Source organism: Candidatus Accumulibacter meliphilus, from assembly GCF_036625345.1.
GTDB classification, from domain to species: domain Bacteria; phylum Pseudomonadota; class Gammaproteobacteria; order Burkholderiales; family Rhodocyclaceae; genus Accumulibacter; species Accumulibacter meliphilus.
On sequence record NZ_JAZKTZ010000001.1, the window covers coordinates 38,675 to 55,600 of the forward strand.

A 16,926-nucleotide genomic window follows, 5' to 3' on the forward strand; every position below is an offset into this window, starting at 1 on the left:
TCCCGGGGCCGTGAGCCGTGCCTGAGAGAATCATGGATCTTCGCGCAAGCGAGTCATTGCGTGGCCAGCTTTGTCGTCGCTGCCCGCCAGGCTTTCGATTCCGCATGCCTGCTCATCGCTTGCCGCCAGTTCCTTTTCCAGCTGCCGGTGGACGCGATTTGGCGAGCCGGTATGCCTGGCCAGCAGGTCGTAGGCGACGGGCACCACAAAGAGGGTGAACAAGGTGGCCGAGAGGATGCCGCAGAGCACTACCGTGCCGATGACGGTGCGTGTTTCCGTGCCGGCACCGGCTGACAGGAGCAGCGGAACGGAACCGGCGGCGGTGGTGATGCCGGTCATGACGATCGGGCGCAGGCGGATTTCGGCGGCCTCGACGAGGGCGGCGCGGAAAGGTTTGCCGGCGTCGCGCAGCTGGTTGGCAAATTCGACGATCAGGATGCCGTTCTTGGCGGCAAGGCCGACGAGCATGATCAGGCCGATCTGGCTGTAGAGGTTGAGTGTCTGGCCGGAAAAATAAAGGCCGAGGAGTGCCCCGGCCATTGCCAGCGGCACGGTAAGCATGATCACGAAGGGATGGATCCAGCTCTCGAACTGCGCGGCCAGCACCAGGAAAACGATGACCACGCCCAGCACGAAGGCGAAGAGGATTGTGCCGCCGGTCGACTTGAAGTCTTCCGACTGGCCCTTGTAGTCGATGATCACTTCGCTGGGCAGGTGTTCCCTGGTCAATTTCTCGAGGCTGCGCAAGGCGTCGCCCAGCGCGACGCCCTCGGCGAGATTGGCTTCCAGGGTGATCGCACGCACCCGGTTGTAACGGTTGAGCTGAAGCGAATCGGCAAACTCTTCGAGCCGCACCAGGTTGCCAAGCGGTATCAGTGCCTGCGTGCGCGCCGAGCGGACGTGGATGTTCTCCAGACTGGCCGGCGTGCGCTGCGTGCTGCGCTCGCCTTTCAGGATCACGTCGTATTCTTCGCCGGCATCGATATAGGTGGTTACCTTCCGCGAGCCGAGCACCGTTTCCAGGGTGCGCCCGATGTCACCGATGCTGACCCCGAGCTCGGCGGCGCGGTCGTAATCGATCACCACGCGCAGTTGCGGCTTGGTCTCCTTGTAGTCCCAGTCCAGTCCGACCAGGCCGGGGTTGTTGGCGTTGATCTGCTCGACCAAAATGTCGCGCCATTTTGCGAGTTGTTCATAGGTGCCGCCGCCGATGACGAACTGCACCGGTTTCTGGATGCGCGAGCCGAAACCCTGGCGCATGACCGGAAAAGCGCGCACGCCTGGCAAATCCTTTAGACGCAGGCGAACGTCTTCCATGATTTCCCAGGCCGAGCGTCGCTGCGCCCAGTCGCTGAGGACGTTGATGACGATGCCGGTATTGAAGATCTCGAGATTCCCGAAGGCGCGCGGCGCACGCACCAGCATGCGTGCGATCTCGCCGCTGTCCACCAGCGGCATCAGGCGCTGCTCGATCTCGGTCATGTAGGCCGCGATATAGGGATAGGAACTTCCTTCCGGGCCACTGACCATCACGTAAAAGACGCCCCGGTCTTCGCGCGGCGCGTACTCATCGGGAATGTTCCGGTACAGCCATATCGAGCTGGCGAGGAGGGCGAGAAAGAGCAGGATAATGATCCAGCTGTGCCTCAGGGCGCCTTGCAGCAGGGTGTGATAGCTCTTGCGCACCCTGCCGAACAAGCGATCGACAAGCCCCGACAGGCGCGCGTGCTCGGCATCCTGGCGCAGGATCTTCGAGGCCAGCATCGGCGACAGAGACAGGGCAACAAAACTCGAGAAACACACGGCAGCCGCCATGGTCAGCGAAAACTCGGCAAACAGGCGGCCGATATTGCCCTGCAGAAAGGCAATCGGCACGAACACCGCGACCAGCACGACGGTGGTGGCGATGACCGCGAAACCCACCTGGCGGGTGCCGCGGTAGGCGGCCACGAGACGCGTTTCGCCGTACTCCTGCATGCGTCGGTGAATGTTCTCGATAACCACGATGGCGTCGTCGACGACCAGGCCAATGGCCAGGACCAGCGCCAGCAGGGTGAGGATGTTGAGCGAGAAATCGAGCGCCAGCAGGACCATGAAAGTGGCCACCAGCGAGACCGGCACGGTCACCGCCGGTACCAGCATGGCGCGCAGACTGCCGAGGAAGAGAAAAATCACGCCGACGACCATGGCGATGGCGAGGAACAGCGTCTTGTAGACTTCGTGGATCGCGCCCTCGACGAAGACCGAGCTGTCATAGCTCTGCTTGATCGCCATGCCCGCCGGCAGAGTGCTGTTGATGCGCTCCATCTCTGCCTTCGCCGCCTTGGCGACGGCCAGAGTATTGGCCGTGGACTGCTTGGTGATGCCGATGCCGACCATCGGCACGCCGTTGCCGCGGAAGAAAAGGCGGTCTTCGGTGGTGCCGCGCACGACGCGCGCGACGTCGGCGAGGCGTACCAGGTAGCCGTCGTCGCCGCGTGCCAGCACCAGCTGCGCAAAGTCCTGCGCGGTCAGAAAGCTGCGCTGCGTGCGCACCGTGAACTGACGGTTTTCGGAGTCGATACTGCCGGCCGGCAGCTCCAGGTTTTCGGCGCGCAGTGCGGCCTCGACGTCGGCGACCGTGAGCTTGCGCGCCGCCAGTTCGCGGCGGTCCAGCCAGATGCGCATGGCGTATTCCTGGCCGCCACCGATGCGCACTCGGGCGACGCCGTCGAGCACCGAAAAGCGGTCCATCAGGTAGCGCCGCGCGTAGTCGGTCAGTTCCGGGATGCTCATGCCGTCGCCGGCCAGGTTGAGCCACATGATCACGTCTTCGTTGCTGTCCTGCTTCTGGATGTCCGGTGGCTCGGCTTCCTCGGGCAGGTCGTCGACGATCGCCGAGACGCGGTCGCGAATGTCGTTGGCGGCGGCATCGATATCGCGACCGACGGCGAATTCGAGCGTGATTCGCGAGCGTCCATCTTCGCTGCTCGAGGCGATGAAGCGAATTCCCTCGATACCCGCAATGCGCTCTTCGATCAACTTGGTGACGCGGTTCTCGACGACGTTGGCGGCCGCGCCCGGGTAGCCGGTCTCGACGGTAACGATCGGCGGATCGATGTCCGGGTACTCGCGCAGCGGCAGGCGCTCGAAGGAGAGCAGGCCGAAGGCGATCAGCAGCAGGGACATCACCGAGGCGAACACCGGCCGGGTGACCGATACATCGGAGAGGATCATGGGGTAGCGCCGCCGCCGGGCAGTGAGCGCAGCAGTTCGGCCAGGCTGCGGCTACCGTCGTCGCTGGCGATGATGTTGACTACCTGGCCCGGGCGCAACTGCAGGTGACCGTGGGTGATGACCTGTTCGTCCGCCGCGAGGCCCTTGACGACTTCGACCAGCCCGGGGCGACGCCCGCCAATCTGCAATTCACGTTTGTCGACCTTGCCGTCGGTGCTCACCACAAAGACGAACTGCTGCTCGCCAAGCGGCAGCAGCGCCTCCTCCGGAATGACCAGTGTCAGGCGCGACTCTGCTGCACAACGACGTTCATCAGCAGGCCGGGCCTGAGCAGGTGCTCGGGGTTCGGCAGCGTCGCGCGCACGCGAATCGAACGGGTGACCGGATCGATACGGCTATTCACCGCCTTGATCGTGCCGTCGAAGCGGCGCCCGGGAAAAGCGCGGCTGCTGGCGCTTACCTCCAGCCCGGGCCGCAGCACCTCGAGGTAAGTAGCGGCGACCGGAAACTCGAGTTTGACGGCGCTGTCGTCGTCGACCGTGGTGATCAGGTCGCCGGGCTCGACCAGTGCGCCGACGCTCAGGTCGCGCAGGCCGACGACGCCGGCGAAGGGCGCCTTGATCTGCCGGTCGGCCAGGCGCGACTCGATGGCTGCCAGTCGGGCACGCGCCGTTTCCCAGTCACGCTGGCGTTCGTCGAGCTGCGATTTGGCCGCGGTGCCCTTGGCGGCCAGCGACTGGAAACGCTGATACTGACGCAGCGCTTCGCTGACCGTGGCACGCGCTTCCTCGAGCTGGGCGTGTTCCTCGCGGCTGCTCAATTCGGCGAGTAGCTGGCCCTTCTCGACCCGGTCGCCGTCGTCGAAGTGGAGGGCTCTGACGGTTTCCGTGACCGTTGCCGTCAAGGCCACCGATTCCATGGCGGCGACCGTGCCCAGCGCTTCGATGCTGTCGGCGTACTGGATTTGGCGCGCCGGGGCGACGATCACGCTCGCTGGCGGCGGGTCGGCTGCCAGGGCCACGCCGCAGAGCAGGGCCAGGCTGGCAAGCAGCAGGTGCAGGTCGGTGTTGCTGCGCATGGGGCTCCCATCGGTTTGCCAGGTTCTATACAGCGTGGGCTTGCCGAAGAACGTGGCCGGCCGGCTGCTCCGGCTCAGTTGTTGTTCATTTCCGCAGCCGCTTGCCGCATGGTTCTTCTCGGAACGGTCAAATCTATCTCCGGACAGGGTGCCGGGGAACCGATCAAGATCACCATATGCCCTTTGGGCACTTTTTTCTGTACTTCGGCGTCGATATAAAGGGTATTCATGGCCACTGGCGGGCTACTCCCCTGCCATATCACCTCATTCGATCGCGTATAGATGATGTAGCACGCAGAAGAGGCCGCCGTGGAAAAAGAAAATGCCAGCACAGCAAAAATAGCTCTCATGTCAGACCTCTCGATAGTCCCGCAACGACAATGCCTCGCGCTCGGCGCCAATTCTATCGCCGATCAAGGTGCTCGCGGCGGAATGAGTTTCCCCCGAAATTTTTCCTTCCAAGGGTAATCCAAAGCACCCTAACGGGGAAGGATGCTTGAAGCCTGATCGGCGAGAGCGCTATCCAGTAGCCGCTCGCATTCCATCATCAGCGTGCGTCCAATCTCGGACTCGTAGTCCGCATCGAGTGCTTCCATCATTTCGTGCGCCGTGTGCAGTCCGGCTTCGCGCGACAGGGTGTCGGCAATCTGCCGTGTCAGTTGCTCGCTCAAGGCCGACAGCTGCCGTCGCTCGGCGAGGGGCAGGCGGCGTTGCGAGCGCGCCAACCAGTCGGCGGCGAGAGTGGCACCCTGGTCTTCTTTCAGCCACTGGTCATGGCTGTAGTAGACCGACAAGCGTTCGGCAGCGAGGGCAAAGATCAAGGCGATGCTTATCCCACGCTCAGGCGCTGGCGAAAGCAAGGCGTTTTCCCTGCTCATCTGCGCCCCGGCCACCGGCAAGGGGGCACACGTAGCTCGTGCCTGGCGGTTCGCCTGAGCATTCCCGCCCGCACTCCATTGCACGTCGCGGAGATGGCCATCCAATAAGCAATCACTGCCTGTTCGCTTCCTTGGGGGGGGCTGCTCCGGTCCCGGTTCCGGCCCGGACTGAGCCTCTGGCGCCGGCACCGGTTCGGCTGCAAGCTTCGCCGCTGCCGTTTGCGCGCGCTGTTGGGCAATGAAGCCCAGAGCCAGCTGCTGATAGAGTTCCGGACTGACACGTCCGCTCACTGCCTTGGCGATCAGCGTGACCGCCATCAGGCTGATGACCATCTCGTGACCGTCGATCATTTCCATGACGATGATCGCCGCCGTGATCGGCGATTGCGTGACCGCGGCCAGGAAGGCAGCCATGCACAGTGCTGTGACCGGTACTGCTTCGACACCAAAGCCGAGAATGGCGCTGGTACTGGCGCCAAGGGCTGCGCCGACGGCCAGGCAGGGCGCGAAAATGCCGCCGGGAATGCCCGAATAATAGGTGATGACCGTGGCTACGAAGCGGGTGACGGGAGCGTGCCAGGGGGCCGACAAGGCGTCGCTGGAAAGCAGTGACGAGCTCACCGCGTAGCCGCTGCCAAAAGACAAGCCGCCGCCAAGCCAGCCGACCAGGGCAATGAGCAGCCCGCAGCCGCCGGCAAACAGCACCGGTCGCGCGCTGCGCCAGCGCCAAAGGATGAAGTTGGGGTGTTGTTGTGGCCACAGCAGCAGACGGCTGAAGACACCGCCGAGCAGCCCGCAGGCCATGCCATAGAACAGCACCGGGCCAACGATTTCGGTGAATTGCGAGATCTTCATGCGCCCGAAGTGGTAGTAATTACCCTCCAGCGCGATGGCCACCAGGCCCGACAGGATGATCGTGCCGACCAGGATCCCGGTCGTCTTGGCTTCGAGGCGTTTGCCCAGTTCCTCGACGGCGAAGACGATGCCGGCGAGTGGTGTATTGAAGGCGGCAGCGATTCCTGCCGCGCCGCCGGCGAGAATCAAATCCGCCGGGGAAATCGCCCGTGCGTGCGGCAGGAAGCGATGCGAGAAGTGCAGAATCGACGCCGCGACCTGCACCGACGGTCCTTCGCGACCGGCGGAAAAGCCGCCCAGCAAGGCCATCGATCCGACGAGGATCTTGCCGCAGGCGATGCGTAGCGAAACCAGGCCGCTGACCGACTCCCCGCGCGCGGCAAGATGGGTCGCCGCGATGACCTGCGGGATACCGCTGCCCTGTCCGCCCGGGAAAAACTTCCGCGTCAGCCAGACGGCCAGCATCCCGGCCAGCGGCGCAGTAACAAACGGCATCCAGGGGAATGGCAAGCCGGGATGGTAGTTGTAGAGGTCGAAAAAAGTCTTCAGCGCGACGTCAGTGAGTCTCGTGAAGGCGACCACGGCCAGGCCCGCGCAAGCCGCGGCCCCCCACAAGGTCAAACGGGTACGCCACCTGAAGGTGCTGAGTCTGCCGCGGAGAGGATTGAGGTGTTTCATTGGCATCCTGTCGGTGTGGTTGGTGGCTGCCGCGACGCGCGGGACTGGTCAGAATGGCAAGCGGCGGGAGGAGGATGCGCTGCGCTGGCAGGCTGCGCCGACGGAAAATTGCAAGTTCGGGCAGCGGCCAAGCGCGCAGTCTAGCATCCGCGGCGGCAACTGTGAGCAGACCGGCAAGTGGCGCGCAAATCGCTGCCGGGTGGTCGACCGCCGCGACATGATGAGCGCCGGTATGCTAGGCTCAGACGTCGCAGTTTGACACTTCAAGGAGGTCCCATGAGCCGGCGCCCATTACGTATTGGCCTTTCGGCGCGCATTTATCATCCGCAGGCCGGCGCCACCGCCCTGCTGTCGAAATCGCTGCACTACCTCGAACAGTCGGTGGCGCATTGGGTGATGGCGCGCGATGTGATGGTGTTCATGATTCCGGCGGTGAGCGGTGACGGCATCGTCAATCGCAGCAGTATCCGCCTCTCGGACTACGCAGAGTACCTCGACGGCCTGCTCCTGCAAGGCGGTGCCGACGTCAGCCCGCAAAGCTATGGCGAGGAGGCGCTGCATCCGGATTGGGGCGGGGATATCGTGCGCGATGCCTACGAAATGGAACTGCTGCACGAATTCATCGAGGCCGGCAAGGCGGTTCTGGGCATCTGTCGCGGTGCGCAGGTGATCAATGTGGCCCGCGGCGGAACGCTCTATCAGGACATCGCGACGCAGATCGAGGCGGCGGGAGCGCACGTCCATGACGATTATGACCGCCACAGCCATGCCATTGCCTGGGAGGAGGATGCGGGCCTGGCCAGGCTCTATCCTGGTGCCAGCGGTGGCCAGGTGATCTCGATTCATCACCAGTCGATCAAAGCGCTTGGCCGCGGCCTGACGGTTGAGGCTCGTGGCGAGAGCGACGGAGTGATCGAAGCGGTACGCCTGCAAGGCAAACCCTATGTGTTGGGTCTGCAGTGGCATCCCGAGTTTCATCCGCCGGGAAGTCCGGACTTGCTGGACAGTACGCCAATTCTCGACGAGTTTCTCAACGCCGCGCGTGGCCATCGCTGGTGAAGCGATGCGCTTGCGGCGAAGGGCGGCTAGCGGTCAGCTGGCCGCCCTTCGCCGCGGCCTCAGAGCCCGCCTTCCGCGGCCAGTAGCGCGACCGGGAAGCTGGCCAGGATCGCGCCGATCGGCAACTGCGCGCTGGCCGAATGACTCTCGCCGCTGAGCAGATTGCGCCAGCCAGCGGCGGCCAGCCCGTCGGGCAGTTCGAGCACGGTATCGGTCCACACCTCATTGCCCAGCGGCAGCACCCGGTTGTCGCCGAGCAGACGCACCGGCAGCAGCGGCACGACGACGACAATGGCGCGCTCGCCGTGGCGGCGCGCGTAGGCGCAGATGTGCGCCGCGTGCTCGCCGCTGACTTTCAGGGGCAGGTAGTCACCCTGCTCGAGAACCTCCGGCCAGCGCGCGCGCAGCGCCAGACTCTGCCACAACGTGTACAGCTTGATGCGCCCGTCGTTCATGTCGGCGACCAGCGGTTGCAGGCGTGCGGGCCATTGTTCCGGCGCTGCGTCGACCAGCGCTTGCACCTGCGCCAGCAGCTCGCGGCGCAGCGCAAAGTCGACCGGCCGACGGTTGTCCGGGTCGACCAGGTTGAACTGCCATAGCTCGCAGCCCTGGTAGATGTCCGGCACGCCCGGTGAAGTGACCTTGATCAGCGCCTGGGCCAGGGCATTGATCAGGCCGTGGTGGCTGATCGTCTGCAGCATGGGCACGAAGTCGGCCAGGAACAGGTTCTTGTCGCCGGGTGCCAGCAGGGCGTGGACAAAGTCGCTGACCGCGCCTTCGTACTCGCTGTTGACCTGCACCCAGCTGCTGTGCTCCTTGCCTTCCCGCAGGGCCTTGATCATGTAAGCATCGATACGCGTCCGATAGTCGGCCAGTTCCTCGTCGTTCGGCGGGCTCAGCGGCCAGGTACCGACCAGTGTCTGGTAGAGCAGATACTCGTCGTTACGCGACGGGGCATCGACGCCGTCGACCAGATGCTTGCGGCCGCGATTGAGGCGCCGCCAGCGTTTGAGCATCAGTTTCCACGCCGCCGGGATCTCGGAGAGCACATTGATGCGCGCGCGCGCGTCCTCGGAACGTTTGCTGTCGTGTGTCGAGGTGGCAAGCATGTTGTGCGGCCAGCGGACGGCACGGGCGCGGGTGGCGGCATGGAAGGCGGCCACCGAAATGCCGAAGCGGCGCGGCTCGCCGCCAACATCGTTGAGCGAGCTCAGGCGATGGTAACGGTAGAAGGCCGTGTCCTCGACGCCCTTGGCCATCACCGGTGACGACACCTGCTGGAACTTCATGGCGAAGGCTTCCAGCGGCTCGCGGTAGGAGGCGCTGCGGCCGCGGGCGAGATCGGTGGTCAGCACGCCGGCGAGAAAGTCGTAGATGCCGGTATCGAACAGCGGGCTGCGTTTTTTTGCCACGGCCACTGCCCAGGCGATGTGGCGGCGGTCGTCGGCGGACAGTTCGCCATAGGCAACGTAGCTGCGATAGACGGGGAAACAGGCCACTACTTCGATCAAGGCTTCGCGAAGACCGTTGAGGGTGAAGTCGCAGGTGTCCCGGTCGGCGGCGGCGATACGTGCCAGGCGGTTGGCGAGGACGCTGAACTCGCTCGCCAGAGCGGTGTGCATGATCAGCTTCTTGGCGTCGTAGGCGAGTTCTTCGAAGTCGCTGTCGACGCCCGTGAAATCGCGGTAGATACGCGTCATGCGTCGCTCCGAGGCGGTATCGACGAAGAGGTTGTTGACCAGGTTGGAAAAGCGATAGCCGGTGGCGCCATGGATCGGCCAGTCATCCGGCAGGCGTTCGTGCTCGGCGAGGATTTTTTCGATGACCAGATAGATGGGCAGTGCTTCGCCGGGTGTCAGCGGCTTGCCGCCCGCCGCCTGTTGCAGCTGGCGGAAATACGCACCAGGGTCGAACATTCCGTCCGGATGGTCGATACGCAGCCCCTCAACCTTGCCCTGGGCGACGAGATCGAGAATCAGATGATGGGTGGCGTCGAACACCGCCGGGTCTTCCATGCGCAAGGCGGCGAGGTCGTTGATATCGAAAAAGCGGCGATAGTTGATTTCGTCGCAGGCCACCCGCCAGTAGGCAAGACGGTAGCCCTGCACCTGGATCAGCTCGTGCAGCAGGTCGAAGCTGGCGGGATGCCCGGGGCGGCCGTTGAACTCGGCGAGATTGTCGGCGATGTGGTGGGCGATGTCGGCATTTGCATCGGTGAACGCCGCCAGGTGACGCTTATGCACTTCCTTGTCGCGTTGCCGCTCGGCCATTTTCGGCGGCTTGCTGTTGGTCCGTGCCGGCAGGTGCCCGAAAGCGGTGAGCAGGGTTTCCAGTTCGCCGTAGCGCTCGTGCCCTTCGCCCAGGGTGGCGCCAGGCGTTCGCGGCGATGACCGACGATACGCGGGTAGCTGGCCGGGTCCACCGGCAGCCGGTGCTGGTAGTAGAAAATGCTGAACTCGCCGCGCACGGCGTCGTAGTCCAGGCGCAGTTCGCCGGCGTTGAGCACCTGCCCGTAGTGCGCGCCGAGCAGCGGCAACAGGACCTTGCCTTTGAGCTCGCGGTTGAGCGGGTCCCAGTCGATATCGAAGAACGCGCCCCAGGCCGAGGCCGGACCGTTCTCCAGGACGTCCAGCCACCAGGCGTTGTCCGAGCCCATGATTCCCATATGGTTGGGAACCACGTCGATGACCTGCGACAGACCGTTTTCCTTGAGGGCGGCGGCGAAGTCCTCGAATTCCTGAGGGGTGCCGATTTCCGGATTGAGTTCGGCGTGGCCGACGATGTCGTAACCGTGCGTGCTGCCGGGCCGCGCCCGCAGGTAGGGCGAGGCGTAGCAGTGGCTGATTCCCAGCGCCGCCAGATAGGACGACAGCGCTCCGGCCTGGGCAAAAGTGAAGTCGCGATTGAACTGCATGCGGTAAGTCGCGCGCGGGATGACCGTTGCCCGCGAAGGCATCGCCATTTCCTCGGGCGGTACGACCGCCGTGCCGCGCTCGTTGATCAGTTGCTCACCAACGGCGGCGAAGCGCCCGTCTTGCGGCCAGTCTTCAAGATCCAGCGGCAGGCGGCGCCGCCAGTTGGGATGCTGGTCGTCACGGCTGCCGGGCAGATTGGCCTGCTCGATGGTGCCGAGAATGTCCTCGGGCTGGACGACCAGCAGCTGCGCCGGGGTTCTCGCCAGAAAAGCGTGGATGGCGACTGCGAAGTCCTGCGTGATCTCGGAGACCGAAAAAGGGTGCACGCTGGCGCCCTCGGGCAGCAAGTCCGCGTGCTTCAGCGCCATCAGGAAGCGCGCGCGATCCTGGGCGCGGTCGACGACCATTTGCTCGAACTGCGCTTCGTCGGGGAAAAGCTGCAGCGCCGCGCGGGTGTCGATATCGTGGCCTTTCCAGAAGCCCTTCAAGGTCGGTAGATCGTGGGTACTGACGGCGACCAGCGCCTGCCGCGGATACTCGGCCGGCGGCTTGAAGTTGCCGTCCTTGCTGCGCTCGAAAAGGAAGGGGCGGTAGGAGAGCACGCCGGCGGTCGCCAAACGCGGCCGGAAGCCGTCCGGAACGGTACCCAGATCTTCGCCGATGACCATGCAGCGATTGCGCTGGCTTTCCAGCGCGACGATGGCCAGCAGGTCTTCCAGCGCATAGCTGACGTAGGCGCCTTCCGTCGCCGGCCGGCCAACGGGAACCCAGAACAGACGCGCCAGGCCCATCACATGGTCGATGCGCAGCGCGCCACAGTGGCGCATGTTGGCGCGCAGCATGGCGATGAAGGGTGCGTAGGCCGCTTCGCGCAGGCGGTGCGGCACCAGTGGCGGCAGCCCCCAGTCCTGGCCGACGGGGTTGAACTCGTCAGGCGGCGCGCCGACGTAAGCGGCGCTGGCAAAGGCGTTTTGCCATGCCCAGGCTTCGGAGCCGCCGGGATTGACACCCACCGCCAGATCCTGATAGAGGCCGACGCCAAGGCCGCGACGCCACGATTGCTGGCCGAGCGCGGTCAATTGTTCGTCGGCGAGCCACTGCAGCCAGGCCGAGTATTCGACGGCTTCGCTGTGCTCATTAGCGAAGGCGGCTACCGCCGGCGCCAGTGGATCGCGGTATTCCTCGGGCCACGCGGGCCAGCCCCAGATGGCGGGGTTTTCCTGCTGGAAGTGCGCCTGCAAGGCCTCGAAACGGGCGTGCAATTCGAGTGTCTGGCCGCCTTCCGTGCGAAACAGGCGGAAAGCGCGTGCCCGGGCGGTGTCATTGGCCAGGTGCTGGTCGCGGAAGTGGCGGTAAAGTGCGGCCAGCACCTCGCGCTTGGCGGCCGAAACTTCCGCGTAGTCGACCTCGTCGGCAACGCGCAGGCGTCGCAGCCGGCCCTGGAAGCGCTCGGAGGCGACCAGCTTGCGGGCCGCCTCGCATTCGCTGAACTCGGGGACGGCTTCGACGTCGATGTACAGCACATTGACGAAGCAGCGGCTGGACGGGCTGTAGGGGCTGATCCGCGCCGGGTCGTCCGGGAACAGCGCGTGCAGCGGATTGACGCCGATTACCCCGCCACCGGCGTCCGCTGACAGATCGATCAGGGTGCGCAGGTCGCCGAAGTCGCCGATGCCCCAGTTGCGCCGTGAGCGGACGCCGTAGAGTTGCACCGTCGGACCCCAGACACGACCGTCTCCCTGCACGGCGTCGGGCAGGTAACAGCTGGCCGGGGCGACGACCAGGGTCATCGCCACCTGCGCCAGGCCGCCGCTGCCCGGTTGTTCGACTTCCAGGCGGTAGTAACCGGCTTCACTCGGTGCCGGCAGGAGTAGTTCGCCGCGCAGGAAGTCGACCCCGTCGACGCGCTGCTCGGCGAGTCTTGGCAGCTTGGCGGGCTCGAATTCGCCGCTGCTCGCGGCGCCGTTTTCGGCGCTCAGGATCCAGCGGTGTGGCTGGCCGGCACGCGCCACCGGCAGTGAGACGGCGAGCGTTGGCGTTTCGCCGAGTGCGACCACCTTGACCGGCGGCAGTAGCCGTCGCCACTCATCCTCTTCCAGGCCTTGCAGCAGAGTTGCCGGGTCGCCATCGGCAGGGAAATGCATCGCCGTCAGCAGGGCGCGCAAAGTCTTTTCGGAGGTGGCGTGCGTTTTTCCCCAGACGTCCTCATAGCCGGCACTGATGCCGCAGTGCGCGGCAAGTTGCGCCAGTCCGTCGTGGCGCTTTTCGTCAGCGGCGCTCATGGGCGGTCTCCGATGTGCAGATGCCAGGCCACCGACCATGCCGGCAGTTGGCCGCTGGCCAGTGCGTCGGCGTCAAGATTGGCGGTCGCGAAGAGCAGCTGGCCGCCGGGCGGTGTGGCGACCAGCGGATCGTCACCAAGATTGGCAAGCAGGGTCAGCAGGCTGCGGTCGCCGAGAGTCCAGTTGATCGACAGGCAACGTGGCGACAACAACTTCAACTGCGGATCACCATTGCCCATGCCGGCCAGACGCGGCGCGATCCACTGGTGACGTAGCGAGAGCAGTTGCCGGTGCAGTTCCAGGGTGGCGCGGTGTGGCTCACGGTCGATCGCGCTCCAGTCGAGAACGCCGGCGGCGAAGGTCGCCAGCGCGTTCGGATCGGGGATGCTGGCGCGCACTTCCGGATCGGCAAAACGCGCGAAGCGTCCGAATTCGCGGCGGCGGCCTTCGGTCACCAGGCGCGCGAGCTCGGGGCCGAAGTCGCAGAAGAACTGGAAGGGCTGGGTGGTCGCAAACTCCTCGCCCATGAACAGCAGCGGCGGCTGCGGCGCGAGCAGCAGGATGCTGGTGACGGCCTCCATCGCCGCCGGCGAAGCGAGGTGAGCGAGACGCTCGCCGAAAGCGCGGTTGCCGATCTGGTCGTGGTTCTGGAGAAAATTGATGAACGCGGCCGGCGGCAGGTGGGCGCTCGCTTCGCCACGCAGTTCGCCATGCGCGAAGGCCGAGGCTTCGCCCTGATAGGCGAAGCCCTCGCTCAGGCAGCGACCGAGAAGGCGCACCGGTTCGGCCGCGTAGTCGCTGTAGTAGCCGTCGGTTTCGCCCGTGGCCACGACGTGAAAGCAGTGATGGATGTCGTCGTTCCACTGTGCGGTGCCATGCACCAGACGGCCGGACTCGTTGCGGGCGAGATAGCGCGCCTGATTGCGCTCGTTCTCGAGCACCATGTGCACGTGCCGCGCGCGTCCCGGCACCGCTTTGAAGGCGGCGGCAAGCTCCTCGATGATGTCCGGCGAGCTGTCGTCGCAGATGGCGTGGATGGCATCGAGGCGCAGGCCGTCGAGATGGAACTCTTCCAACCAGTAGAGGACGTTGTGCACGACGAAGTCGCGCACCGCGCGGCTGCCCTCACCGTCGAAGTTGATCGCCGCACCCCAGGGGGTTTCGTGGCGCGGGTTGAAGAAGTCGGGGGCGTAGGCGTGCAGATAGTTGCCTTCCGGACCGAAGTGGTTGTAGACGACGTCGAGCAGCACCATCAGTCCGCGTTCGTGCGCGGCGGCGATCAGGCGCTTGAAATCTTCCGGGCGACCGTAGGCGGCGTCGGGTGCGAAGGGCAGAACGCCGTCGTAGCCCCAGTTGCGCTGCCCCGGAAAATCCGAAACGGGCATGATTTCCAGGGCGGTGACGCCGAGTTCGACGAGATAGTCGAGGCGCTCGATGGCCCCGGCAAAGTCGCCGGCCTTGGTGAAGCTGCCGATATGCAGCTCGTAGAGCACCGCTTCCTCCCACGGCCGGCCGCGCCACTCGCCGTCGGGCCAGTCGAAGGCGGCGGGGGCAACGACTTCGGACGCACCATGCACGTCGTCCGGGTTGAAGCGTGAAGCGGGATCGGGGACCAGCAAACCGTCGGGCAGCTTGAACAGGTAGCGGTTGCCGGCTTGTGCTTCGCCGACGGTGAGTTCGAACCAGCCGCCCGCGGCGGCGGTCATCGGCAGCGCGGCACCGTCGTCGAGTTGCAGCCCGACAGCGTCTACGCCGGGCGCCCAGAGGCGAAAGCGGACACCGCCTTCGGCGAGCAGCTCGGCGCCGAAAGGCATGCTGTGTTGGCGTTTCATGATTGCGTCCTTTGCATCAGGAGAGCCAGCGAGCGGCTCTCGAGGGGGTAGGTGTCACCGCTCTGGAAGACGCCGTCCGGCGCCAGGCCGTTGGCGACGTTGGTATCCAGGACGCTCTGCCATTCGCAAGCCTCGGGCACTACCGGCAGGCGAAAGTCCATGTTCTCGTGGTAGCTGTTGAAGAGGAGCAGGAAGTTGTCGTCGTGCACCGGGCGGCCGCGTCGGTCGCGCTCCTGCATCGCTTCGCCGCTGAGATAGACGCCCAGGCACTGCGCGTAGCTTTGGCTCCACTCCTGGTCGGTCATCTCGCTGCCATCGGGCTTCAGCCAGTGGATGTCCTTGAGCAACGAACCCTCGGGGGCGCTGCCGTGGAAGAAGTTGCGGCGGCGGAAAACGGGATGCTCGCGGCGCAGGGCAATGACGCGTTGCACGAAGGCCATGAACTCGCGATCAGCGTCCGACAGCTCCCAATTGACCCAGCTGATCTCGTTGTCCTGGCAGTAGGCGTTGTTGTTGCCGCCCTGGGTACGTCCCATTTCGTCGCCAGCGAGAAGCATCGGCACACCCTGCGAAAAGAACAGTGTCGCCAGCAGGTTGCGCTTCTGCCGCGCGCGCAGCTCGTTGATCCCGGCGTCGTCGGTCGGTCCCTCGGCACCGCAGTTCCAGGAACGGTTGTTGTCGTTACCGTCGCGGTTGTCTTCGCAGTTGGCTGCGTTGTGTTTGTCGTTGTAACTGACCAGATCGTGCAGGGTGAAGCCGTCGTGGGCGGTGACGAAGTTGACGCTCGCCCAGGGCTTGCGGCCACTGTGCTGGTAGAAGTCGCTGGAGCCGGTGAGGCGGCTGGCGAAGTCGCCGATCAGGCCGCTGTCGCCTTTCCAGTGCGCGCGCATGGTATCGCGGTAGTGGTCGTTCCACTCTCCCCAACCAGCCGGGAAGTTCCCCACCTGGTAACCGCCTTCGCCGAGGTCCCAGGGTTCGGCGATCAGCTTGACCTGCGACAGCACCGGATCCTGCAGCAGGATGTCGAAGAAAGCGCCCAGCTTGTCGACGGCATGCAGTTCGCGCGCCAGCGCCGAAGCGAGGTCGAAACGGAAGCCGTCGACGTGCATTTCCAGCACCCAGTAGCGCAGCGAGTCCATGATCAGCTGCAGCATGCGTGGCTGCTGCAGGTCGAGGGTGTTGCCGCAGCCGGTGTAGTCCATGTAGTAGCGTGGATTGTCACCGACCAGGCGGTAGTAGGCGGCGTTGTCGACGCCGCGGAAAGAGAGCGTCGGGCCGAGATGGTTGCCCTCGGCGGTGTGGTTGTAGACCACGTCGAGAATGACTTCCATGCCGTGCGAGTGCAAGGTCTTGACCATCGTCTTGAACTCGCTGACCACACCGGTGGAACTGAAGCGGTGGTCGGGTGCGAAGAAGCCGATCGAGTTGTAGCCCCAGTAGTTGGTGAGGCCGCGCTCGATCAGATGGCGGTCGTTGATGAAGGAGTGTACCGGCATCAACTCCACCGAAGTGACGCCAAGACGTTTGAGGTGATCGATCACCGGCGCCGTCGCCAGGCCGGCGTAGGTGCCGCGCAAGGCCGGCGGTACCTCGGGATGCTGCATCGTGAAGCCGCGCACGTGCGTCTCGTAGATCACCATGTCCGGCCAGGGGATGTTCGGCGCCTTGTCGTCGCCCCAGGTGAAGGCCGGGTCGATGACCCGGCACTTGGGCATGCCGGCGGCGTTGTCACGACGGTCGAAGGAAAGATCCTGGTTGCGGTGACCAATCTTGTAACTGAAATGGGCATCGCTCCAGCGGACCTGGCCGACGATATCCTTGGCGTAGGGCTCGATGAGCAGTTTGTTGCCATTGAAGCGGTGGCCGCGCGCCGGGTCGTAAGGACCATACACCCGGTATCCGTAGAGCAGGCCGGGGCGCGCTTCGGGCAGGTAGCAGTGCCAGACCAGATTGGTCTGCTCGCGCAACTCGATACGCTGCACTTCGCGGCGCCCGTTGGGATCGAAAAGACACAGTTCGACGCGTTCGGCGTGTTCGGAAAAGAGGGCGAAGTTGACGCCTTCGCCGTCCCAGGTAGCGCCGCGTGGAGTGGGAGTGCCAGGCCAGATGGCGGTGACGGGAAGGTTCATGGGT

General features: G+C 64.9%; 9 protein-coding genes and 1 pseudogene. 1 reads left to right on the top strand and 9 read right to left on the bottom strand.

Translation table 11 applies throughout. From position 1 onward, the window contains the following. Positions 1-30: 30 nt before the first annotated feature. From V5B40_RS00170 to V5B40_RS00190, 5 genes and pseudogenes are all read right to left on the bottom strand, one after another. Positions 31-3,216, bottom strand: coding sequence for an efflux RND transporter permease subunit (locus V5B40_RS00170; protein ID WP_332352568.1), 3,186 nt, complete (start codon positions 3,214-3,216; stop codon positions 31-33). Continuing rightward, on the bottom strand, positions 3,213-3,437 hold the full coding sequence (locus V5B40_RS00175) for a hypothetical protein (protein ID WP_332352569.1): 225 nt from the start codon (positions 3,435-3,437) through the stop codon (positions 3,213-3,215). The genes V5B40_RS00170 and V5B40_RS00175 overlap by 4 nt, the downstream gene beginning before the upstream one ends. A 59-nt stretch (positions 3,438-3,496) precedes the next feature. After that, complete coding sequence (locus tag V5B40_RS00180) at positions 3,497-4,294, bottom strand: efflux RND transporter periplasmic adaptor subunit (RefSeq protein WP_332352570.1); 798 nt, start codon at positions 4,292-4,294, stop codon at positions 3,497-3,499. 74 nt (positions 4,295-4,368) lie between these two features. Then, complete coding sequence (locus tag V5B40_RS00185) at positions 4,369-4,644, bottom strand: hypothetical protein (protein ID WP_332352571.1); 276 nt, start codon at positions 4,642-4,644, stop codon at positions 4,369-4,371. A 744-nt stretch (positions 4,645-5,388) separates the two neighbouring features. After that, positions 5,389-6,705: pseudogene (locus tag V5B40_RS00190) on the bottom strand (chloride channel protein); the annotation flags it as partial. A 276-nt stretch (positions 6,706-6,981) separates the two neighbouring features. On the opposite strand from V5B40_RS00190, the gene V5B40_RS00195 reads away from it, so the two are divergent. Beyond that, a complete protein-coding gene (locus V5B40_RS00195; protein WP_332352573.1) occupies positions 6,982-7,764 on the top strand; it encodes a gamma-glutamyl-gamma-aminobutyrate hydrolase family protein in 783 nt (260 codons plus the stop codon). A gap of 59 nt (positions 7,765-7,823) precedes the next feature. On the opposite strand, the gene treY is transcribed toward V5B40_RS00195, so the two are convergent. The 4 genes from treY to glgX are packed head-to-tail and all read right to left on the bottom strand — an operon-like array spanning position 7,824 to position 16,922. Further along, on the bottom strand, positions 7,824-9,992 hold the full coding sequence (gene treY / locus V5B40_RS00200) for a malto-oligosyltrehalose synthase (RefSeq protein WP_332353214.1): 2,169 nt from the start codon (positions 9,990-9,992) through the stop codon (positions 7,824-7,826). Next, entirely contained in the window at positions 9,878-12,961 is a 3,084-nt protein-coding gene (malQ, locus tag V5B40_RS00205) for a 4-alpha-glucanotransferase (protein ID WP_332352574.1), read from the bottom strand. The genes treY and malQ overlap by 115 nt, the downstream gene beginning before the upstream one ends. After that, positions 12,958-14,793 (bottom strand): malto-oligosyltrehalose trehalohydrolase, encoded by a 1,836-nt coding sequence (treZ, locus tag V5B40_RS00210; protein ID WP_332352575.1) that lies wholly within the window; start codon positions 14,791-14,793, stop codon positions 12,958-12,960. The genes malQ and treZ overlap by 4 nt, the downstream gene beginning before the upstream one ends. Further along, positions 14,790-16,922 (bottom strand): glycogen debranching protein GlgX, encoded by a 2,133-nt coding sequence (gene glgX / locus V5B40_RS00215; RefSeq protein ID WP_332352576.1) that lies wholly within the window; start codon positions 16,920-16,922, stop codon positions 14,790-14,792. The genes treZ and glgX overlap by 4 nt, the downstream gene beginning before the upstream one ends. Between the last annotated feature and the right edge of the window lie 4 nt (positions 16,923-16,926).